The sequence below is a fragment of the Burkholderia sp. AU44665 genome (assembly GCF_030504405.1).
Classification (GTDB): Bacteria; Pseudomonadota; Gammaproteobacteria; order Burkholderiales; family Burkholderiaceae; genus Burkholderia; species Burkholderia semiarida.
Window position 1 is genome coordinate 82,901 of sequence record NZ_JAUJRI010000011.1, and the last position, 21,747, is coordinate 104,647.

Here is a 21,747-nt window from a genome sequence, read left to right on the forward strand (position 1 = left end):
GTGCGCGATGCATCCGCAGCCCGCCGGAAATCAGCGCGCCGGCCGCCGCGCACGCGCGGCATCCAGGTCCTCGCACAGCGCGGCCGCGCCTTGCAGGATCCGCGGCGACGGCCGCGTCAGCAGATCGCCGTCGATCGCGAACAGGTTGTTGCGCGCCACGGCCGTCAGCGCGGGCCACGCGCGCCAGCGCGCGAGGCTCGGCAGCGGTTCGTTCGAACGGGTCGCGCCGGCGCTCGTCGTCACGATCGCTTCCGGATTCGCGGCGAGCACGGCCTCGTCGGTCACGGCGGGCGCCAGCGGCTTGAGCGACGCGAACACGTTGCGGCCGCCGCAGAGTTCGAACACTTCGTTGATCAGGTGCGTGCCGTTGAGCGTCGTCAGCGGGCGATCCCACACCTGGAAGAACATCGTGACGGGCGGGCGTGCCGCGTAGCGTGCGCGCAGGGTGGCGATGTCCCGCGTCAAGGCGCCCGCGGCGGCATCGGCGGTCGATTGCGTGCCGAGCAGCGTGCCGAGCCGGCGCAACGACGACGACACGTCGTCGAGATGCTTCGGTTCGCTGAAGAACAGCGGGATGTGCAGTGCGCGCAGCGCGTCGGTCTGCCGCTGCGCGTTGCCGTGCCGCCAGACGACGATCAGGTCGGGCTTCAGCGCGGCGATGCGTTCGAGGTCGAGCGCCTTGTTGTCGCCGACGCGCGGCACCGCTTGCGCGGCGGGCGGATAGTCGCTGTACGTGACGGTGCCGACGAGCTTCGCGCCGCCGCCGGCCGCGTAGACGAGTTCCGTCGCGTGCGGCGCGAGGCTGATCACGCGCTGCGCGGGCGCGGGCAGCGTGACGGTATTGCCGGCGTCGTCGCGGGCCGTGACGTCGGCGTGGACGAGCGGCGCGTGGGCGAGCGCGGCCAGCAGCGCGGCCGGCGCAAGCCGGCGGAACGGGCGCGGACTCATGCCGGGCTCCGCTGCAGCACCGGCACGCAATGCGGGAGCGCGTCGCCGAGGCGGCGCCATTCGTCTTCGCTGCCCGGCAGGCCGACGCGCACGCTCGACGGGGTCGGGAAGTGCCGCGTCCAGATCCCGCGCGCCGCGAGCGCCGCATGCAGCGCCGCGGCGCGCGGGTCGTCGGTCCAGCTGAAGAGCGGCGTCGCGCGGACCGCGAAGCCGTGCGCGCGCAGCAGCGCGGCCAGTCGTTCGCCGTCGGCCGCAAGCCGCTCGCGGGCTGCAGCTTGCCACGCGCGGTCGGCGAACGCCGCGGCGACCGCGTGGCGCGCGGGGCCGCCGACCGTCCACGCGCCGAGCCTGCCGCGCAATGCGACGATTTGATCGGGGCACGCGAGCACGAAGCCCGCGCGGATCCCGGCGAGCCCGAAGAACTTGCCGACCGAGCGCAGCACGACGAGCCCCGGACGATCGACGTGCGGCGCCAGCGACGGCGTCGCGCCCGTATCGGCGAACGCTTCGTCGACGATCAGCGTGCCGCCGCGTGCGGCGAGTTGCGCATGCCAGCCGAGCAGACGCCCGGTCGGCACGCATTCGGCGGTCGGATTGTTCGGGTTCCCGACGATGACGTGGCGCAGCGTCGCGGGCAGCGTATCCGTGCGGATGTCGAGCGTGACGACGCGATGGCCGTAGCGCGCGAACGCGGGCGCATATTCGCCATACGCGAGCGCCGCGACGCCGGCCTCGCCGGCCGGCAGCAGCGCGGGCAACGCGCGGATCGCGGCCTGGCTGCCGGCGACCGGCAGCACGTGCGCGGCATCGGGTGCGTGGTAGTACCGCGCGGCGCAGGCCGCGAGGCCGTCGCCGTCGTCGGGCAGCCGGCGCCAGGCGTCGGCCGGCACGGGCGGCACGGGATAGCCGACCGGATTGATGCCGGTCGACAGGTCGAGCCACGCGTCGTACGGAATGCCGTGGCGGCGGGCGGCCTCGTGCAGGTTGCCGCCGTGCGCGATGGATGAATCAGACATGATGGGTGGCCATGACGAGTGCGCCGCTCGCGACCAGCAGCGCGAGCCACAGGGCGAGCGTGCGCGTGACGAGCGACAGCGCGGCGACGATGTGAAGGGCGGTTGCCGTGGCGCCGGTGCCGAGCGCCGGGCGATCCTCGATCTCGCCGTGATAGACGGCCGGGCCGCCGAGCTGCACGTTCAGGCTGCCGGCGCCCGCGGCCATCACGGGGCCCGCATTCGGGCTGTCCCAGTGGCGCGCCTGCGTGCGCCAGCAGCGCCACGCGGCGGCCGTGTCGCCGAGGAGCGCATAGCTCGCGGCGGTGAGGCGCGCGGGAATCCAGTTCAACGCGTCGTCGATGCGTGCGGCGGCCCAGCCGAAGGTCAGGAAGCGCGGCGTGCGGTAGCCCCACATTGCGTCGAGCGTGTTCGCGAGCCGGAACAGCAACGCGCCGGGGCCGCCCGCGACGACGAACCAGAAGAGCGCGCCGAAGATCGCGTCGTTACCGTTCTCGAGCGCCGATTCGACGGCCGCGCGCGACAGCGCCCCTTCGTCAGCGTTGCTCGTGTCGCGCGACACGATGCGCGCGGTCAGCGTACGCGCCGCGTCGAGGTCGTGCCGCAGCAGCGCGGCGGCGATCGGTGCGACGTGGTCGGCGAGGCTCTTCGCGCCGAGCGCGAACCACAGCAGCGCGACGTGCAGCGCAGCCGCGAGCGGCCACGGCAGCACGGCGACGAGCCAGGCCGCGACGGCTACCGGCGGCACGACCGCCGCGAGCCACGCGGCGACGCCGACCACGCGGCCGCGTCGGCCGGTGTTCAGCGCGGCTTCGATGCGCGCGGCGAAGCGGCCGAACGCGACGAGCGGATGCCAGCCGGCCGGCTCGCCGATCGCGCGGTCGACGAGCGCGGCCGCGACCGCGAGCATCGCGACGACGGGCAGCGACAGCATCAGCATGACGGGGCGCCCGCCTTGAGGTCGAGCGGCAGCCCGGCAACCAGCAGCGTGACGCGCGTCGCGAGCGCCGCCACGCGCTGATTCAGGCGGCCGAGCTCGTCGACGTAGCGGCGCGTGACGGAACCGAGCGGCACGACGCCGAGCCCGATCTCGTTGCTGACGACGATCACCTTCGCGCGCGCGCCGCGCAACGCGCGTTCGAGCCGCTCGACCTGCGCCGCGTACTGCGCATCGTCGAGCGGTTTGCCGTCGGCGGGGCACAGCAGGTTCGTGAGCCACAGCGTCAGGCAGTCGACGAGCAGGCAGGCGTGCGGATCGTCGAGCCGCGCGAGCGTGCCCGCGAGATCGACGGGGGCGTCGGCGAACCCCCATTCGGCGGGCCGGCGCGCGCGGTGATGCGCGATGCGCTGTTCGAACTCGGCATCGGCGGCGGTCGCGGTCGCGATGTAGGTGACGGGGCGGCCGCTGTCGGCGGCGAGCCGCTCGGCATGCGCGCTCTTGCCCGAGCGCGCGCCGCCGAGGACGAAGGTGAGGTCGTGCGGAATCATCGCGTGATTGTAACGGCGCGGGCGACCCGCGGCGCGCGATAATGCCGCCTTTGCTTCGCGATACCTTCTACACGATGAATGCACCCGAGCCGCGGCCGCGCGGCACGCTGATGATCCAGGGCACGACGTCCGATGCGGGCAAGAGCACGCTCGTCGCGGGCCTGTGCCGCCTCGCGCGCCGCGGCGGCGCGCGCGTGGCGCCGTTCAAGCCGCAGAACATGGCGCTCAACAGCGCGGTGACGGTCGACGGCGGCGAGATCGGCCGCGCGCAGGCGCTGCAGGCGCTGGCCGCCGGCGTCGCGCCGCATACGGATTTCAATCCGGTGCTGCTGAAGCCGACGAGCGACCGCGGCGCGCAGGTGATCATTCACGGCAAGGCGCGCATGAACCTCGACGCGCGGGCGTATCACGACTACAAGCCGGTCGCGTTCGATGCGGTACTCGAGTCGTATGCGCGCCTGCGTGCCGGGTACGACACGGTGATCGTCGAAGGCGCCGGCAGTCCGGCCGAGATCAACCTGCGCGACGGCGACATCGCGAACATGGGCTTTGCCGAGCGCGTCGACTGCCCGGTCGTGCTCGTCGCCGACATCGATCGCGGCGGCGTGTTCGCGCATCTGGTCGGCACGCTCGCCTGCCTGTCCGACAGCGAGCGCGCGCGCGTGCGCGGCTTCGTGATCAATCGCTTCCGCGGCGACCTCAAGCTGCTCGAACCGGGGCTCGACTGGCTGCGTGCGCGCACGGGCAAGCCGGTGTTCGGCGTGCTGCCATACCTGCACGGGCTGCTGCTCGACGCGGAGGACATGCTGCCCGGGCAAGCGCGCAGCGCCGCCGCACGCGGCGAAGCCGGCGTGTTGCGCGTCGTCGTGCCCGCGCTGCCGCGCATCAGCAACCACACCGACTTCGATCCGCTGCGCGCGCATCCGCAGGTCGAATTCACGTACTGGAAGAGCGGCCCCGTGCCCGACGCCGACCTGCTGATCCTGCCCGGTTCGAAGAGCGTGCAGCGCGACCTCGCGTGGCTGCGCGACGCGGGCTGGGACGCGCTGATCCGGCGCCATCTGCGCTACGGCGGCAAGGTGATCGGCATCTGCGGCGGCATGCAGATGCTCGGCCGCACGCTCGACGATCCGCTCGGCCTCGAGGGCGCGCCCGGCAGCGTGCCGGGGCTCGGGCTGCTCGATTTCGACACGACGCTGCAACCCGACAAGACGCTGAAGAACGTGACGGGGCACCTCGCGCTGCCGGGCGCGGCGGCCGTGCACGGCTACGAGATCCACATGGGCGACACGCGCGGGCCGGCGCTCGCGACGCCTGCGCTGACGCTGGCCGCCGATGTCCCGGAGGAGGGCACGCGTCCCGACGGCGCGATGTCCGCCGACGGCCAGATCCTCACGACCTACGTACACGGGCTGTTCGACGCGCCCGACGCCTGCGCGGCGCTGCTCGCGTGGGCGGGGCTCGACGGCGCGGCCCGCATCGATTATCCGGCGCTGCGCGAGGCGTCGCTCGAGCGGCTGGCCGACACGTTTGCCGAGCACCTCGATCTCGACGCGCTGTACGCCGAGTTTCGTTGAGTCCGCGCCGGTCCGCCCTCGCTTTTTCCGCGCCATCGCGTACAACGAAGGAGGGCGGAGGTCCGCCCGAAGGAGGGTGACGATGAGGGCTCGATGGTGGTGGAGCGTACTGCTTGCGGCGCTGCTGGGCGTGTCGTCGGCGGCGCATGCGTGCGATTCGTATGCGCCGGGTGGCGGCCAGTCCGGCGGCGATGCCACGCCAGGCAAGAGCGGTTACTGAGCGGGATGCGGGGCATGATCGGTCATGCCCTTTTTTTTCGCGTCAATTCGTTCCAAAGGAGAATCAATTTAAGCCGGTTGGCGTGTTTATCGGTCGAATCGATTCGAATAGAGTGCGATCCATTCCCATCCACTCACGAAGGACTCCGTCATGAACCCCAACCGCCTGAACGATTTCGCCGCGACGCTGTTGCGCGTCGCCCTCGGCGTGCTGTACCTCGCGCACGTCGCGCAGAAGGTGTTCGTCTTCACGCTGCCCGGCACCGCGCAGTTCTTTGCGTCGATCGGCCTGCCGGGCTGGCTCGCGTACCTGACCACGTTCGTCGAACTGGCGGGCGGCCTGGCGCTGCTCGCGGGGTTCCGCGTGCGCGTCGCCGCGCTGGTGCTGCTGCCGTTCATGCTCGGCGCGGTGGCCGCGCACCTGCCGAACGGCTGGAGCTTTGCGTCGCCGCACGGCGGCTGGGAATATCCGGCGTTCTGGGCCGTCACGCTGGCCGTGCAGGCGTTGCTGGGCGGCGGCGCGTTCGCGATCGGCGCGCGGGAGGCCGCCCTCCAGCGCGCGTGACGTGAAGGAAAGCGGACGAAAGGGGGCGTGGTGCCGCGCCACCGGTTCCGGTGACCCCCCGTTTGCCGATATCATCGCTCCCTGTATCCGCAATCGAGCGGCGCCTGCCATGCGGCCGGCGCCGCGCGGCTTTTTCGGGGGAATTCATGACGGTCATCGTGGTGGCGAATCCGAAGGGCGGCGTGGGCAAGAGCACGCTGTCCACCAATCTAGCCGGCTATTTCGCGGCGCAGGGCGCATGGGTCGCGCTGGCCGACCTGGACCGGCAGCAGTCCGCGCATGCGTGGCTCGACCTGCGGCCGGCCGGCTTGCCGGCGATCGAGGCGTGGGAACTCGATCCGGACGCGCCGTCGAAGCCGCCGCGCGGGCTCGAATACGCGGTGATCGACACGCCGGCCGGCCTGCACGGCACGCGGCTCAACGTCGCGCTGCAACTGGCCGACAAGGTGATCGTGCCGCTGCAGCCGTCGATGTTCGATATTCTCGCGACCCAGCAGTTTCTGGAACGTCTCGCCGGCGAGAAGGCCGTGCGCAAGGGCAGCGTCGAGGTTGGGATCGTCGGGATGCGGGTCGATGCGCGCACGCGTTCGTCCGACCAGCTGCACCGGTTCGTCGAAGGGCTCGGCCTGCCGGTGCTCGGCTACGTGCGCGACACGCAGAACTACGTGCAGATCGCCGCGCACGGCCTGACGCTGTGGGACGTCGCGAAAAGTCGTGTCGAGAAGGATCTCGAGCAGTGGCGGCCGATCGTCGAATGGGCCGAGCGCCGCGCGCCGAAGGCCGAGAAGGCCGTGAAGGCTTCCTGAGCGCCCGGGCCGTCCCGGCCGGCGCGACACCCAATGAGAAAGGGCCGGATTCCGTGGCGTACGGTCTCCGGCCCGTCGCCGGCAAACGGCAGCGCCGCAGCCGCGCGCCGCGGCCCGCGCGCGTGCCGCTCGGCTTACGTCCAGCTCTGCGTCGGCACGTGATCGCGATGGCCCTTGATCTTGTTGCCTTCGTCGATGAACACGAGCTTCGGCTTCCAGCCGGCCTGCAGTTCGGCTTCGTCGACCATCGCGAACGCCGCGATGATCACGAGGTCGCCCAACTGCGCGCGGCGCGCGGCCGAGCCGTTCAGCGAGATCATCCCGCTGCCGCGCTCGCCCTTGATCGCGTACGTCGAGAAGCGCTCGCCGTTGTTGATGTTCCAGATGTCGATCCGTTCGTTTTCGATGAGGCCCGCCGCTTCGAGCAGGTCTTCGTCGATCGCGCACGAACCTTCGTAGTGCAGTTCGCAGTGCGTGACCGCCGCACGGTGGATCTTCGATTTGAGCATGTGGCGCTGCATGGGGTCTCCGTGATGCGTCGTGAGAGGCGCGGGCGGGCCGGCCGTCAGATTTCCAGGTTGTCGATGAGGCGCGTCGCGCCGAGCTTCGCGGCCGCGAGCACGACGAGCGGCTCGCCGGCTTCGAGTTCGGCGGCGCTCGGTGCGATCAGGTTCGCGCGGCGGCGGATCGCGACGTAGTCGGGCGCCCAGCCGCGTTCGGCCAGGTGCGTGTGCGCGTGCTGCTCGAGCTTGCCGAGGTCGCGTTCGCCGCCGAGCACGCTGTCGCGCACGCGCTGCAGCGTTTTCGCCAGTTCGGGCGCTTCCTTGCGCTCGTCGGCCGTCAGGTAGCGGTTGCGCGACGACAGCGCGAGGCCGTCCTCGTCGCGCACGGTCTCGGCCGCGACGATGTCGACCGGCAGCGCGAGCTGCTGGCACATCCGGCGCACGATCATCAACTGCTGGTAATCCTTCTTGCCGAACACGGCGACGCGCGGCTGCACGCAGGACATCAGCTTCGTGACGACCGTGCACACGCCGGCGAAGAAGCCGGGACGGAACTCGCCCTCGAGTATCCCGCCCAGGTCGTCCGGCGGCAGCACGCGATACTCCTGCGGCTCCGGGTACATGTCGCGCTCGGTCGGCGCGAACAGCACGTACACGTTTTCCTGCTGCAGCTTCTCGATATCGTCCTGGAGCGTGCGCGGGTACTTGTCGAAATCCTCGTTCGGGCCGAATTGCAGCCGGTTGACGAAGATGCTCGCCACGACCGGGTCGCCGTGCTGGCGCGCGAGGCGCATCAGCGACAGGTGCCCTTCGTGCAGGTTGCCCATCGTCGGCACGAACGCCGTGCGGTTCTGGCCGCGCAACTGGTCGCGCAGTTCCTGGATCGAGCTGATGACTTTCATGATCGGGTAGCGGGTTCCTCGCGCAGGTGCGCGTGGGCGCCGCAGCAGCGGCGCCGGGGTCGAAGCGGACAACGCCGGCGCGCGGGCGGCGCATCGGGCGTCGGCGGATTGTAGAGGATTTGGCCGCGCGACGCATCGATAAAAGTACGATCGTTCACTTTATATCTGGCCATGCCGGACACCCGCCGGACGGCCTTCCGCCGCGGCGAAGCGGCGAGCGTCGGGACGAACCGGGAACGGGAAGCGGCGGGGGCGGCCCTTACGCGGGCAGGTATGCGAGACGCACGTAGATCGGCGCGAACGGCTCGGCCTGCGTGATCTCGAGCAGCGATTCGCGCGCGAGCTCGAGCATCGCGATGAAGTTCACGACGACGACCGGCACGCCGCGCGACGTGTCGAACAGGTCGGCGAATTCCATGAAGCGGGCGTTCTGCAGCCGGCGCAGGATCAGGCTCATGTGTTCGCGCACCGACAGCTCCTCGCGGGAGATCTTGTGGTGCTGGACGAGCTTCGCGCGCTTGAGCACGTCGGCCCACGCGGCGCGCAGGTCGTCCGAATTGACGTCGGGAAAGCGCGGCGTGACGCTTTGCTCGATGTACACCTCGGCGCGCAGGAAATCGCGGCCGAGCTGCGGCAACTGGTCGAGCCGCTGCGCGGCGAGCTTCATCTGCTCGTACTCGAGCAGCCGGCGCACGAGTTCGGCGCGCGGATCCTCGGCTTCCTCGCCGGTGTCGGCCTTCTTGACCGGCAGCAGCATCCGCGACTTGATTTCGATCAGCATCGCGGCCATCAGCAGGTACTCGGCCGCGAGCTCGAGGTTCGACGTGCGGATCTGGTCGACGTAGCCCAGATACTGCGCGGTGACCTGCGCCATCGGGATGTCGAGCACGTTGAAGTTCTGCTTGCGGATCAGGTACAGCAGCAGGTCGAGCGGGCCTTCGAACGTCTCGAGGAACACCTCGAGCGCATCGGGCGGGATGTAGAGATCCTGCGGCAGCTTGAAGAGCGGCTCGCCGTACAGGCGAGCGAACGCCGCGACACCGTCGACCGTGTCGGGCGTCGAATCGGCGCCCGCGGGCGCGGCGATCGCGTCGTCCTGCCGGGCGGCGCTGGCCTCGTCGGCGGCGCTCACGTCGTCAGAAGTTCTGGTAGTAGACGTACGGCGTCTGCTTCACGCGCGATTCCTGCTGCTCGGCGCGCTCCTCGAGATCGATCGGCTGCTTGTCCCACAACAGGGAACGGCCCTTGCGCTGCTCTTCCTCGAGCGTCGGCTTCTGCTGCTTGAGCTGGTTCAGGAACTGCGTGACGTCGGACTGGTACGGCATGGCTGGATCTTCCGTTTCGGGCGGCGCACGATGCGCCGGATTCACGATGGCGGGATTTTACCGCATCGCGGGGAACAGCCGGCGCCAATCGCGCGTCGAATCGGCGGGCCGGTGCCGACAGGGATCGTGCGGCGGCCGTGCCCGGGGCTGGCATTCTTTCACAATCGTTTGGCTGTGACGCCCGCGCCCTGTGGTCAAATACAGGGTTTTCCACGAAACCGTAACAAACCAGCACGGCGAGGTCATATTTGGCGGGGCAGTCGAACCATCGAGCACACACGGCGCATGATGCAGGCCCGCGCGCGGCGCGCGATCACGCCGGCGCCGCGGCCCGCGTCGCGCGGGCGGCCCTCGCGGGCTGCCTGGCCGCGTGCTTCGCGCTGCCGGCCCATGCGAAGTACGACGTCGACATCGACGCGCCGCGCTCGATCCGCAAGCTCCTGAAGACGCATCTCGATATCGCCCGCTTCGCGAAGCGCGACGACATCAGCGACGACCAGTTCGACTTCCTCGTGACCGCCACGCCGCAGCAGGTGCGCGATCTGGCCGCGACGGCCGGCTATTTCTCGCCGATCGTGCGCACCGACGTGCGCACCCGCGACGGCAAGCGCGACGTGCGCATCGCGGTCGATCCGGGCAAGCAGACCGTCGTGTCGACGGTCGACCTGACGTTCAAGGGCCCCGTCGAAACCGAGGATCCGAAGCAGGAAACCGCCACGCGCTTCGCGTTCTCGATGAAGCCTGGCGACCCGTTCACGCAGTCCGACTGGGACGACGCGAAGAGCGCGGCGCTCCGGCAACTGCAGTCGCGCCGCTATCTCGGCGCGAAGATCGCGTCGTCCGAGGCGCGCATCGATCCGCGCACGCAGCGCGCGACGCTCGCGGTCGCGTTCGACAGCGGCCCGACGTTTACGATCGGCAAGGTCGACGTCGACGGCGTGCGCCGTTATCCGGAAAGGATCGTCACGAACGTCAATCCGCTGTCGGAAGGCGAGATCTACGACGTGCGGCGGATCGCCGAATTGCAGCGGCAACTGCAGAACACGCCGTACTACGCGAGCGTCGCGATCGACGTCGGCGACGATACGTCGAAGCCCGAGCGCACGCCCGTGCACGTGAAGGTCAGCGAATTCCCGTACAACAACATTCGCGGCGGCGTCGGCTTTGCCACCGATACCGGGCCGCACGTGCAGGGTTCCTATACGTATCTCGACACGTTCGGCGCCGCGTGGCCGCTGACCGTGTCGGGCCGGGTCGACCAGATCCAGCAGTACGGGCAAGTGCAGTTGTCGATGCCGCCGGGCGAGCGGGGCTGGACCAACAGCGTGCTCGCGTCGTACACGAACACCAACGTGTCGGATACGCGCATCTACAGCGCGCGGGTCGGCGTGCAGCGTACGCGCACCGGCCAGTTCATCGACTATGCGTATTCGCTGATGTACTACCAGGACCGGCTCGACCAGAACGGCGCGGGGCCGACCACGAGCCGCGCGCTGGTGCCGCAGTGGGCGTGGACCCGCCGCAACGTCGACGATCCGCTGTTCCCGCGCTCGGGCAACCTGATTCACGCGGAGGCCGGCTTCGCGGTCAAGCACGTGCTGGCCGACGAAACCTTCATTCGCGGCTACGCGCGCGGGCAGCAATACCTGCCGATCGGCAAGCGCGACCTGTTCGTGTTCCGCGCGGAGCTCGGCGGCGTGTTTACGAGCGGCAGCTCGTCGGGCGTGCCGGCGTCGCTGCTGTTCCGCGCGGGCGGCTCGAATTCGGTGCGCGGCTACGGTTACCAGAGCATCGGTAACAGCGTCGCCGGCTCCGTTTTGCCGACCAAGTACCTGATGACGGGGACGGCCGAATACCAGCAGTGGTTCAACCGCGACTGGGGCGCCGCGACGTTCTTCGACATCGGCACCGCGACCGATGCGTGGGGCGAGCGCGTGTTTTATCCGGGCGTGGGCGTCGGTGCGCGCTGGCGCAGCCCGGTCGGCCCGATCAACGTCGACGTCGCGTACGGCTTGCGCAACCATAGCGTGCGCCCGTACCTGACACTCGGCATCGCTTTCTGAACCTGTCGCCCTGTTCACGACGACACGCACGACGAACCGCATGACGAAGGACCCGAACGACACGCCGCCGCCTCACGATCCGGATTCGCCCGACGGCGCGCCCGATACGCCGCCGCGGCCGCCGCGCGCGCCGCGGCGCGGCCGCGCGTGGCGCGTTCTCGCGTGGACGCTCGCGTCGCTCGTGCTGCTCGTCGTGCTGGCGGCGGGGCTCGTGGTCGGGGCGGTGACGACGGAGCGCGGCACGCGGCTCGCGTGGCAGGCGGCCGGCAAGGTGCTCGGCACGCGGCTCGCCGGCACGCTCGACGGCGGCTCGCTCGCGACCGGCGTGCGCTTGCGCGGGTTCGCGTGGACGAGCCCCGACGGCACCGGCACCGAGGTTCGCATCGACCGGCTCGACGGTCGCTGGGCGCTGACGCGCGCGCCGTGGCGGCTGTCCATCGCGTATCTGCGCGCCGGCACGATCGACGTGCGGATCGCGCCGGGGCCGTCGACGCCGAGCACGACGCCGCAGAACCTGAGCCTGCCGCTGCAGGTGCGGATCGACGACCTGCGCGTCGATCGCCTCGCCATTCACGACGGCGGCTCGACGACGCAGCTCGACCATCTCGCGCTGAACGGCCGCAGCGACGGCCGTCATCATGAACTCGTGCTCGACGGCGTCGATACGCCGTACGGCGCGCTGACTGCGCGCGCGAAGCTCGACGGCGTGAAGCCGTTCGCGCTGACGGGCGAGGCGACCTACGCCGGCAAGCTGTCCGACGAACCGGTCGACGCGCGGGCCCGTGTGTCGGGCTCGCTCGAGGCGCTCGTCGCCGACGTCGACGCGAGCGGGATGAAGCTGAACGGGCGCGCGCACGTCGAGGCCGCGCCGTTCGGCCCGGTGCCGCTCACGCGTGCGTCGCTCGCGTTCGACCACGTGAACCCGCAGGCGCTGTCGCCCGGCGCGCCCGCGGCCGATCTCGCGGTGCGCGCGGAACTCGCGCCGGTGAGCGCGCCGGCGGGCTCCGCGCCCGCGAAGGGCTTCGCGGTGACGGGCCCGGTGTCGATCGTCAACGCGAAGCCGGGCACGCTCGGCGACCATCTGCTGCCGGTGATCGACGCGCACGCGACCGTGCATCTCGACGCGCACGCGCAGCGCATCGACGGCCTCGCGCTGAAGCTGATCCGCGACGGCAGCGTGACCGGCGGCGGTACGCTCGCGGGCGGCAAGGGCCGCTTCGACCTGAAGGTCGCGAACCTCGACCTGAACGCGTTCGTCGCCGAGCTGCGGCCGATGCGCCTCGGCGGCCCGCTTGGCGTGACGCTCGCGGGCGACGTGACGACCGTCGATTTCAACCTGAACGACCCGAAGCTCGCGCTCGGCGCGCGCGCCAAGGTCGCGCTGACGCGGCAGCAGACCGTGCTGACCGACACGCGCGTGACGGCCGGCAAGGGGCGCATCGACCTGACGGGCGTGTTCCGCCACGACGCGCATTCGACCTATGACGCGAAGGCGACGCTGACCGCGTTCGATCCGCTGCTGCTCGCCGCGGCGAGCGCGCCGAAGGCGGGCGGCGGCAAGGCGCCGGCGAAGGCCGCCAAGGCGCCGGCCAGGCGCGGCGAGACGCGCGTGTCGGGCACGCTGACCGCATCGGGCGGGTTCGCGCCGCAAGTGTCGACGAAGGCGACCTTCAAGCTCGCCGACAGCCTGTACGACGGCGTGCCGCTGACGGGCGCCGGCGTCGTGCAGCTCGCCGGCTCGCGGATCCTGCCGAGCAACGCGAACCTGTCGATCGCCGGCAACCACGTCGACCTGCGCGGCAGCTTTGGCGCACCCGGCGACCGGCTGCGCTTCGTCGTCGACGCGCCGCAGCTCGACCGGCTCGGCTTCGGCGTCGAAGGGCTCGTGCAGGCGCAGGGCGACCTGACCGGCAGCTTCGCGCATCCGAACGTGACGGCCACCTACAAGGCCGAGCACGTCGTCGTCGGCTCGAACCGGATCGGCACCGCGCAGGGCCGCGCGGACATCCGCGACGGCGCGCACGGCGCCCTCGTGTTCACGGCCGACGCGGCCGACATCGCGCTCGGGTCGTTCCAGTTGAAGTCGTTGCGCGCGAACCTCGACGGCACGCGCGCGAAGCACACGCTCGACGCATCGGCGCTCGGGGCGGCCGGCGGCCGCGTGATCGACCTGACGCTCGCGGCGAACGGCGGTGTGGTCGAGACCCGCGACGGCATGCGCTGGGACGGCACCGTCACGCGTCTCGCGAATCGCGGCACGCCGGCGCTCGCGCTGCAGGCGCCGCTGACGATATCGGCCGGCGCCGGGCGCGTGACGCTCGGCGCGACGCGGCTCACGCTCGAAGGCGCGGCGATCGACCTGAAATCGTTCGTGTTCGATCACGGCCAGATGCGCTCGGCGGGCGCCGTGACGGGCGCGTCGGTCGCGCGTTTCCTCGAGGTGCGCCAGGCGCTGACCGGCCAGCGGCCGCCGGTGCGGACCGACGTCGTGCTCGATGCCGACTGGGATTTCTCGCTCGGCGCGAACGCGACGGGCTACGTGCAGGTGAAGCGCCGCGGCGGCGACGTGACGATCGAGACCGGGCGCGGCATCGCGTCGCTCGGCCTGACCGACCTGTCCGCACGCGCGAGCTTCGCGCCCGGCAACCGGCTCAACGTGACGGCGCTCGCGAAGGCGAGCCGGATCGGCACGCTCGACGCGAACGTCGCAGTGCCGTTCGCGCTGCGCGACGGCGTGTTCGGTATCGTCGACGACGGTCCGCTGTCGGGCCGCATCGAAGCCGACATCCCGGCGCTGAAGACCACCGGTAACCTGTTCGGGCCGAGCTACCTGCTCGGCGGGCGCGCGGCGCTGAAATTGACCGTCTCCGGCACGCCGGTGAAGCCGAACCTGTCGGGGACGCTGACCGGCGACGAGCTGTCCGCGACGCTGATCGATCAGGGCGTGCAGTTGAAGGACGGGATCGTGCGCGTGAAGCTGTCGGACAACCTCGTCGAATTCCAGCAGGTCGAGTTCCACGGCGGCGACGGCACGCTGCGCGCGCTCGGCCGCGTGCGCCTCGACGGCGAGGCGCCGGACCTGACCGCGAGCATCGTCGCGGACAAGCTCGAACTGTTCGCGGCGCCCGACCGCAAGCTGTCGCTGTCGGGCAAGGCCACCGTCGCGAACGACGGGCCGCGCGGCGCGCTGTCGATCGACGGCAAGTTCATGGTCGATCGCGCGCTGTTCGACCTGCCCGAGCAATCGGCGCCGCACCTGTCCGACGACGTCGTGATCGTGCAGCCGGACGGCACGGTGCGCGGCGAGACGCCGACCGGCACCGCGGCCGCGAAGCCGAAGCCGGTCGACAACAAGCCGGCGCCGTCGCTGGCGCCGCGCGCGAACATCGACGTCGGCCTCGGCAACAACTTCCGCTTCAAGGGCCACGGCGCGGATCTCGGGCTGCGCGGCACGATCACCGTGATGAGCGCGCCGGGCGTGCCGCTGCGCGCGGTCGGCAACGTGCGCGTGACCGAAGGCTCGACGTACACGACGTTCGGCCGCAAGCTCGCGATCGAGAACGGCTTCTTCACGTTCAACGGCCCGGTGTCGAACCCGGGCGTGAACATTCTCGCGATGCGGCGCAACCAGGAGGTCGAGGCCGGCGTGCAGGTGGTCGGCACGATCCAGTCGCCGACGGTCAAGCTCGTGTCGGAGCCGAACGTCACCGACAACGAAAAGCTGTCGTGGCTGCTGTTCGGGCACGGTACCGACCAGGGCAACAACGTCGGCCAGCAGGGCGCGATGACCGCGGCGCTCGGGCTGCTCGGCAGCGTGACCGGCAAGCGTGTCGCACAGACTTTCGGTCTCGACGAGGTGTCGGTCGGCCGCAGCGAAGTCGGCCTGACCGATCCGCAGGTCGTGCTGGTGTCGAAGGCGATCAACGAGCGCTTCGTGCTCGGCTTCGAGCAGGGGCTGCAATCGGCGAGCAACGCGTTCAAGGCGACGATCAACCTGACGCGCTTCTGGTCGGTGTCGGCGTACGGCGGCACGTTCCAGGGTGTCGACCTGAACTACACGCGGCGCTTCGATCGGTGGTTCGGGCAGCGGTGAGGGCGGGCACGGCGTACCGGGCGACGATAAAAAAGCCCCGCACGATTCGCATCGTGCGGGGCTTTTTCGCGCCGGCAGCAGCGCGTTGCGCTTACTTCACGCGCATGCCCGGCTTCGCGCCGCTGTGCGGCTCGAGGATGTAGAGGCCCGGTTCCGCCTTCTCGTCGGTGGCCGACGCGGCGAGCACCATCCCTTCGGACAGGCCGAACTTCATCTTGCGCGGCGCGAGGTTCGCCACCATCACCGTTAGCTTGCCGACGAGCTGCTCGGGCTGGTACGCGGACTTGATGCCCGAGAACACGTTGCGGGTCTTTTCCTCGCCGACGTCGAGCGTGAGCTGCAACAGCTTGTCCGAGCCTTCGACGGCCTGGCACGCGACGATCTTCGCGATGCGCAGGTCGATCTTCGCGAAATCGTCGATCGAGATCGGCGCGTCGTCGGCGCCATTCGCGGCGGCCGGCTTCGCGTTCGCCTTCGCGTTGTTCTTCGCGTCCTTCGCGGCGTTCGCGCTCGCGGCGGCCGCACCCGTTGCTCCGGCCTGCAGCGAATCGCGGTTCGCGGCCAGCAGCGCTTCGATCTGCTTCGCATCGACGCGCGTCATCAGATGCTGGTACGCCTTGATCGGCTGCGCCGACGACAGCGGCTTCGCGGCATCGGCCCACGCGAGCGGCGCGATCCCGAAGAACGCTTCGACCGCTTCGGCGACGCGCGGTATCACCGGCTTCAGCGCGAGCGACAGCAGGCGGAACGCCTCGAGGCTCACGCTGCAGGTTTCGTGCAGCGCGACCGCGTTGGCCGGATCCTTCGCGAGATCCCACGGCTTCGCGCCGTCGACGTACGCGTTCACTTCGTCCGCGAGCTCCATCGTGTGGCGCAGCGCGCGGCCGTATTCGCGTGCTTCGTAGCTCGCGGCGATCTGCGCAATGGCATCGCGCAGCTTCGCGACGAGCGGATGGTTCATCGCGCTGTCCTGCACGCGGCCGTCGAAACGCTTGATCAGGAAGCCGGCCGCGCGGCTCGCGATGTTCACGTACTTGCCGACGAGATCGCTGTTCACGCGCGCCTGGAAGTCGTCGAGGTTCAGGTCGATGTCTTCCATCGTCGCGTTCAGCTTCGCGGCGAAGTAGTAGCGCAGCCACTCGGGGTTCAGGCCCGTGTCGATGTAGCTCTGCGCGGTGATGAACGTGCCGCGCGACTTCGACATCTTCGCGCCGTCGACCGTCAGGAAGCCGTGCGCGAACACGTTGGTCGGCGTGCGGTGGCCCGAGAACTCGAGCATCGCGGGCCAGAACAGCGTGTGGAAGTACAGGATGTCCTTGCCGATGAAGTGGTACTGCTCGGCCTTCGAGCCGGGGCGGATCCACGCATCGAAATCGACGCCGTTGCGCGCGCACAGGTTCTTGAAGCTCGCGTAGTAGCCGACCGGCGCGTCGAGCCACACGTAGAAATACTTGCCGGGCGCGCCCGGGATCTCGAAGCCGAAGTACGGCGCGTCACGCGAGATGTCCCAGTCGGCGAGCTTGGCTTCGCCGGCGTCGCCGAGCCATTCGCGCATCTTGTTGGTCGCCTCGGGCTGCGCGAGGCCGCTCACCCATTCGCGCAGGAACGATTCGCAGCGCGGGTCGGACAGGCGGAAGAAGTAGTGCTTCGAGGTCTTGCGCACCGGCGTCGCGCCCGACACGACCGAATACGGGTTCAGCAGCTCGGTCGGCAGGTAGGTGGAGCCGCACACTTCGCAGCTGTCGCCGTACTGGTCCTTCGCGTGGCACTTCGGGCACTCGCCCTTGATGAAGCGGTCCGGCAGGAACATTTCCTTGACCGGATCGTAGGCCTGCTCGATTTCGCGTTCGGCGATCAGGCCGGCTTCCCGCAGCGCGAGATAGATCTTCTCGCTCAGCACGCGGTTCTCGTCCGAATCGGTCGAGTAGAAGTTGTCGAACGACACGCCGAAGCTGTCGAAGTCGCGCTTGTGCTCGGCCCACACGCGGTCGATCAGCTGCTTCGGGGTCAGGCCTTCCGCCTCCGCGCGCAGCATGATCGGCGTGCCGTGCGTATCGTCGGCGCCGATGTAGTAGACCTCGTGGCCATGCATTCGCAGCGTCCGCACCCAGATGTCGGTCTGGATGTACTCGACCAGGTGGCCGATGTGGATCTGCCCGTTGGCATAGGGCAGGGCGGACGTAACGAGGATCTGGCGGCCGCCTTGCGGCGCCGCAGCCTGCACGGAAGTGAGGTCGGATGCGGACATAGGGTCTGGAGAAGAACAGCGGGAAAAACGACGGGAAACTGCGATTCTAGCAGGGGCGCGGACCAGCGCGGCGAGCATGCGCCGCGACGGGGCGGCAGCGGGGACGAGGCCGCACGTGCGGCGTGCCCGGCCGTGTTGTGCTGCGCTGCAGCACGAATTCGGCGGGCAAAAAAAACCGGGGCGGATACGGCCCCGGAGCAACAACGACAAGAGGAGAATGGTGACGCGCCGGCAACACCAGCCGCGTACCGTAAATACTGACCACGGCCTGCGACAGAAGTTCGAAAATTTTTTCGATTTGTTACCGGCCCCGCCCAAAGCCTTGCCGGGCGGGGCTGTGCGGGCAGGATGCCCGCACGTCTCCCCTCGTGGTCGTGCTTACTGATGCTGTTGCGGCGCGCGCAGGTAGATCTCGACGCGGCGGTTCTGGGCGCGACCGGCTTCAGTCGCGTTGTCAGCGATCGGGTTCGACGGGCCCATGCCTTGCGCCGACAGACGACCGCCGTTCACGCCGCGCTGCACGAGCGCGTTCACGACGCTTTGCGCACGGTTCTGCGACAGCGTCTGGTTCAACTGCGCCGAGCCCGTGCTGTCCGTGTAGCCGACGATCGACGCCGTCAGTTGCGGGTTCTGGTTCAGCGTCGTCGCGAGGTCGTTCAGCAGCGGCGTGAACGCCGGCGTGATCGCGTACTGGTTCGTCGCGAACGTGACCGAGCTCGGCACGTTCAGCTTCAGCGAGCCGTCCGGCTGCTCGGTGACCTGCGTGCCCGTCTGCGCCGCCGACGGCGCGAGCTTGTTCTTGATCGCTTGCCAGTTGTAACCCGTCACGCCGCCAACCAGTGCGCCGACGCCCGCGCCGATCGCCGCGCCCTTGCCGCCGCCGGCCAGTGCGCCGATCCCTGCGCCCAGCGCCGCGCCCGTGCCGGTGCCGACGGCCGTATTGTTGCCTTGCTGCGTGGCGCAGCCTGCGAGCAGTGCGCCGGCGAGTGCGAAGACGGACAGGCGAGTCGCGATTTTCATGTTCATCTTGGATTCCTCTCTTGGTTGAACGAGTCGACAACGACGACAAACAACAGTTATGGCTCCCTGCGCGGGCCGTCCGAAAAAGGAGGGCCGGCCTGCGCTCGCGGCAGCCGCCGAGGCGCTCGCATGCCCTGTCCGTCAGCGGGGCTGTTCGGGCGGGGCGACGCGTCAGCCTCTACAATATAGGCGGTGAATGGCCGATTTGGCCCTATAGCATGCCGCACGCGAAGAGTGCGCCGGGTCGCGCGTTCGCGCAATGGCGTGCAACAGATTCTTTCACTTTTCCCGATTTTCGCAGCGTAATTTGATATTTTTTGACGTTTGCGCGCGAGAAAAACGTTTTCACGGAGTCTTGATGAGCATTGACCGGGCACAAGTCGACGCCGCGCTGGCGGCAGTCGTCGACCCCAATACCGGCCGCCCGTATGCGGCGAACAAGGGCGTGCGCAACGTCGCGATCGACGGCGACGTCGTGGCGCTCGACGTGGTGCTCGGTTATCCCGCGCGCAGCCAGCACGACGACGTGCGCGCGCGCGTCGCCGCGGCGCTCCAGGGCGTGCCGGGCGTGCGCGACGCGCGCGTCGCCGTGTCGCAGGAAATCGTCGCGCATACGGTGCAGCGCGGCGTGAAGTTGTTGCCGAATGTGAAGAACATCGTCGCGGTCGCGTCGGGCAAGGGCGGCGTCGGCAAGAGCACGACGGCCGTGAACCTCGCGCTCGCGCTTGCCGCGGAAGGCGCGTCGGTCGGCATACTCGACGCCGACATCTACGGCCCGTCGCTGCCGACGATGCTCGGCATCCACGGCCAGCGCCCCGAGTCGCCCGACAATCAATCGATGAACCCGCTCGTCGGCCACGGCTTGCAGGCGAACTCGATCGGCTTCCTGATCGAGGAAGACAACCCGATGGTGTGGCGCGGCCCGATGGCGACGTCCGCGCTCGAGCAGCTGCTGCGCCAGACCAACTGGCGCGAGCTCGACTACCTGATCGTCGACATGCCGCCGGGCACCGGCGACATCCAGCTCACGCTCGCGCAGCGCGTGCCCGTCACCGGCGCGGTGATCGTCACGACGCCGCAGGACATCGCGCTGCTCGACGCGAAGAAGGGGCTGAAGATGTTCGAGAAGGTCGGGATTCCGATCCTCGGCATCGTCGAGAACATGAGCATCCACATCTGCTCGAACTGCGGCCACGAGGAGCACATCTTCGGCGCCGGCGGGGCCGAGCGGATGGCGAAGGATTACGACGTGAACGTGCTCGGCAGCCTGCCGCTCGACATCGCGATCCGCGAGCGCGCCGACAGCGGCACGCCGACGGTCGCGGCCGATCCCGAAGGCGCGCTCGCGCGTCGCTACCGCGACATCGCGCGCGGGGTCGCGCTGGCGATTGCCGAGCGATCGCGCGACATGACGTCGAAGTTCCCGTCGATCGTTGTTCAAAATACGTAAAACCCTTGCGGGGCGGGGCCTTACGCTGTTTACGGCGCCGCGAGGCGCGGTATCATGGCGACTTTTCCCGGGTCCCTTTACCCGCCCGGCGCGGCCGCCGTGTCAAACGGCCGCCAGCCGGCATGAGGATCGAATGAAACAACGACATCACGGCGTGCGCGCCGGCCGCGCCCGGCGCGCGCTGCTGGCCGCCGCCGCGCTGGGCCTGCTGGCCGGCTGTACCTCCTTTTCCTCGTCGCACGAAAAACGGGCCGACGCGCAACTGCAGCCGACGGTCGGCTCGCAGGCGCGCGGCGCGGTGACATTCGTCGAGCGCCCGGACGGCGTGCAGGTCACCTACAACCTGGTCGGCCTGCCGCCGAACAGCGATCACGCGCTGCAGGTGCACGAACGCGGCGACTGCAACGCCGGCGACGGCTCGAGCGCAGGCCCCGTGTTCGCGCCGGCCGCCGACCGGCTGCGCGCCGGGGCGCGCGTCGCCGGCGATCTCGGCAACATCCATGCGGACGCGAACGGCGTCGCGGCCGGCTTCATCGTCGCGCCCGATCTGGCCCTCGATGGCGTGCGCTCGGCGATGAACCGGGCGGCGCTGGTGCACCGCGACTCGAGCGACCCGGCGTTCGCGCAGCATGGCGCGGGGCCCGCGCTGGCGTGCGGCGTGATCCGTTGACGGCCGCCGCGTGCGTGGCCCGATGATCGCGTAAAATGTGCGCCTTTCCCGGCCGCCGCTTCGCGGGTAAGGCCCCCACCGACTGTCACGCAGCGTTTCCAGGCGCCCTGAATATGCAACGACCCCAACGCTCACTTCGTTCGTTGTCCCCCGACGGGACGGCCAGCCGCCCACGGCCGGCTTTGCAAAGCCGGCCGGCTGCGCAGGCGCAGAGCGGTGCTCTGCGAATTCCCTGCTACGCCCTTGGGACGGCCCGGCGGAGGCTGGCATGAGCATCAAGTCCGACAAATGGATTCGGCGCATGGCCGAAGAGCACAAGATGATCGAGCCATTCGTGCCCGATCAGGTCCGCGCGTCCGAGGACGGCCGCCGGATCGTCAGCTACGGCACGTCGAGCTACGGCTACGACATCCGCTGCGCGGACGAATTCAAGATCTTCACGAACATCAACTCGACGATCGTCGATCCGAAGAACTTCGACGAGGGTTCGTTTGTCGATTTCAAGGGCGACGTGTGCATCATCCCGCCGAACTCGTTCGCGCTGGCCCGCACCGTCGAATATTTCCGCATCCCGCGCACCGTGCTCACCGTCTGCCTCGGCAAGTCGACCTACGCGCGCTGCGGGATCATCGTCAACGTGACACCGTTCGAACCCGAATGGGAAGGCTACGTCACGCTGGAATTCTCGAACACCACGCCGTTGCCCGCGAAGATCTACGCGAACGAAGGCGTCGCGCAGGTGCTCTTCTTCGAAAGCGACGAGGTGTGCGACGTGTCGTACGCCGATCGCGGCGGCAAGTATCAGGGGCAGCGCGGTGTCACGCTGCCGAAAACCTGATCTGGTTGCATAACGTCTC

General features: G+C 69.6%; 19 protein-coding genes. 9 read left to right on the forward strand and 10 right to left on the reverse strand.

The window, feature by feature from the left end:
* Positions 1–30: 30 nt before the first annotated feature.
* From QZM15_RS22040 to cobU, 4 genes are read right to left on the reverse strand one after another with little or no spacing between them, the layout of a single operon-like run.
* The gene (locus tag QZM15_RS22040; RefSeq protein WP_302107242.1) at positions 31–948 is read right to left on the reverse strand and encodes a cobalamin-binding protein; all 918 of its coding nucleotides are present in this window, start codon (positions 946–948) and stop codon (positions 31–33) included.
* Positions 945–1,964, reverse strand: a complete 1,020-nt coding sequence (cobD, locus tag QZM15_RS22045; RefSeq protein WP_302107243.1) for a threonine-phosphate decarboxylase CobD — start codon at positions 1,962–1,964, stop codon at positions 945–947. Before cobD ends, QZM15_RS22040 begins: the two co-directional genes overlap by 4 nt.
* Positions 1,957–2,901: an adenosylcobinamide-phosphate synthase CbiB gene (gene cbiB / locus QZM15_RS22050; protein ID WP_302107244.1), complete on the reverse strand. Its 945-nt coding sequence runs from the start codon at positions 2,899–2,901 to the stop codon at positions 1,957–1,959. Before cbiB ends, cobD begins: the two co-directional genes overlap by 8 nt.
* Positions 2,895–3,449: a bifunctional adenosylcobinamide kinase/adenosylcobinamide-phosphate guanylyltransferase gene (cobU, locus tag QZM15_RS22055; RefSeq protein WP_302107245.1), complete on the reverse strand. Its 555-nt coding sequence runs from the start codon at positions 3,447–3,449 to the stop codon at positions 2,895–2,897. Before cobU ends, cbiB begins: the two co-directional genes overlap by 7 nt.
* 74 nt (positions 3,450–3,523) lie before the next feature.
* Between cobU and QZM15_RS22060 the strand changes: the two genes are divergently transcribed.
* The 4 genes from QZM15_RS22060 (at position 3,524) to QZM15_RS22075 (ending at position 6,616) form a co-directional block, all read left to right on the forward strand.
* Positions 3,524–5,026, forward strand: coding sequence for a cobyric acid synthase (locus QZM15_RS22060; protein WP_302107274.1), 1,503 nt, complete (start codon positions 3,524–3,526; stop codon positions 5,024–5,026).
* A gap of 82 nt (positions 5,027–5,108) precedes the next feature.
* Complete coding sequence (locus QZM15_RS22065) at positions 5,109–5,246, forward strand: hypothetical protein (RefSeq protein WP_180278209.1); 138 nt, start codon at positions 5,109–5,111, stop codon at positions 5,244–5,246.
* 150 nt (positions 5,247–5,396) lie between these two features.
* Entirely contained in the window at positions 5,397–5,810 is a 414-nt protein-coding gene (locus QZM15_RS22070; RefSeq protein ID WP_060966783.1) for a DoxX family protein, read from the forward strand.
* Positions 5,811–5,956: 146 nt separating this feature from the next.
* Entirely contained in the window at positions 5,957–6,616 is a 660-nt protein-coding gene (locus QZM15_RS22075) for a ParA family protein (RefSeq protein ID WP_060311906.1), read from the forward strand.
* A gap of 134 nt (positions 6,617–6,750) precedes the next feature.
* Here QZM15_RS22075 and panD read toward each other — a convergent pair whose 3' ends face one another.
* From panD to QZM15_RS22095, 4 genes are all read right to left on the reverse strand, one after another.
* Positions 6,751–7,137 (reverse strand): aspartate 1-decarboxylase, encoded by a 387-nt coding sequence (panD, locus tag QZM15_RS22080; RefSeq protein WP_011885716.1) that lies wholly within the window; start codon positions 7,135–7,137, stop codon positions 6,751–6,753.
* 44 nt (positions 7,138–7,181) lie between these two features.
* Complete coding sequence (panC, locus tag QZM15_RS22085; protein WP_124659002.1) at positions 7,182–8,021, reverse strand: pantoate--beta-alanine ligase; 840 nt, start codon at positions 8,019–8,021, stop codon at positions 7,182–7,184.
* A 259-nt stretch (positions 8,022–8,280) separates the two neighbouring features.
* Positions 8,281–9,153, reverse strand: coding sequence for a ScpA family protein (locus QZM15_RS22090; protein ID WP_012329011.1), 873 nt, complete (start codon positions 9,151–9,153; stop codon positions 8,281–8,283).
* A 4-nt stretch (positions 9,154–9,157) separates the two neighbouring features.
* Positions 9,158–9,346, reverse strand: a complete 189-nt coding sequence (locus tag QZM15_RS22095) for a DUF3460 family protein (protein WP_006484044.1) — start codon at positions 9,344–9,346, stop codon at positions 9,158–9,160.
* A 248-nt stretch (positions 9,347–9,594) separates the two neighbouring features.
* On the opposite strand from QZM15_RS22095, the gene QZM15_RS22100 reads away from it, so the two are divergent.
* On the forward strand, positions 9,595–11,409 hold the full coding sequence (locus tag QZM15_RS22100; protein WP_302107246.1) for an autotransporter assembly complex family protein: 1,815 nt from the start codon (positions 9,595–9,597) through the stop codon (positions 11,407–11,409).
* A gap of 40 nt (positions 11,410–11,449) precedes the next feature.
* Positions 11,450–15,502 (forward strand): translocation/assembly module TamB domain-containing protein, encoded by a 4,053-nt coding sequence (locus tag QZM15_RS22105; protein WP_302107247.1) that lies wholly within the window; start codon positions 11,450–11,452, stop codon positions 15,500–15,502.
* A 91-nt stretch (positions 15,503–15,593) separates the two neighbouring features.
* On the opposite strand, the gene metG is transcribed toward QZM15_RS22105, so the two are convergent.
* Both metG and QZM15_RS22115 read right to left on the reverse strand, forming a co-directional pair.
* The gene (metG, locus tag QZM15_RS22110) at positions 15,594–17,750 is read right to left on the reverse strand and encodes a methionine--tRNA ligase (RefSeq protein ID WP_059576690.1); all 2,157 of its coding nucleotides are present in this window, start codon (positions 17,748–17,750) and stop codon (positions 15,594–15,596) included.
* A gap of 378 nt (positions 17,751–18,128) precedes the next feature.
* Positions 18,129–18,776, reverse strand: a complete 648-nt coding sequence (locus QZM15_RS22115; protein WP_059576687.1) for an OmpA family protein — start codon at positions 18,774–18,776, stop codon at positions 18,129–18,131.
* A 352-nt stretch (positions 18,777–19,128) separates the two neighbouring features.
* Between QZM15_RS22115 and apbC the strand changes: the two genes are divergently transcribed.
* From apbC to dcd, 3 genes are all read left to right on the forward strand, one after another.
* Complete coding sequence (gene apbC / locus QZM15_RS22120; RefSeq protein ID WP_059646323.1) at positions 19,129–20,220, forward strand: iron-sulfur cluster carrier protein ApbC; 1,092 nt, start codon at positions 19,129–19,131, stop codon at positions 20,218–20,220.
* Positions 20,221–20,353: 133 nt separating this feature from the next.
* Positions 20,354–20,890, forward strand: a complete 537-nt coding sequence (gene sodC, locus QZM15_RS22125) for a superoxide dismutase [Cu-Zn] (RefSeq protein ID WP_059576681.1) — start codon at positions 20,354–20,356, stop codon at positions 20,888–20,890.
* 268 nt (positions 20,891–21,158) lie between these two features.
* Positions 21,159–21,728 carry a dCTP deaminase gene (gene dcd / locus QZM15_RS22130; protein ID WP_006398615.1) on the forward strand — a complete coding sequence of 190 codons (570 nt, stop codon included), beginning with the start codon at positions 21,159–21,161 and terminating at the stop codon, positions 21,726–21,728.
* Positions 21,729–21,747 lie beyond the last annotated feature (19 nt).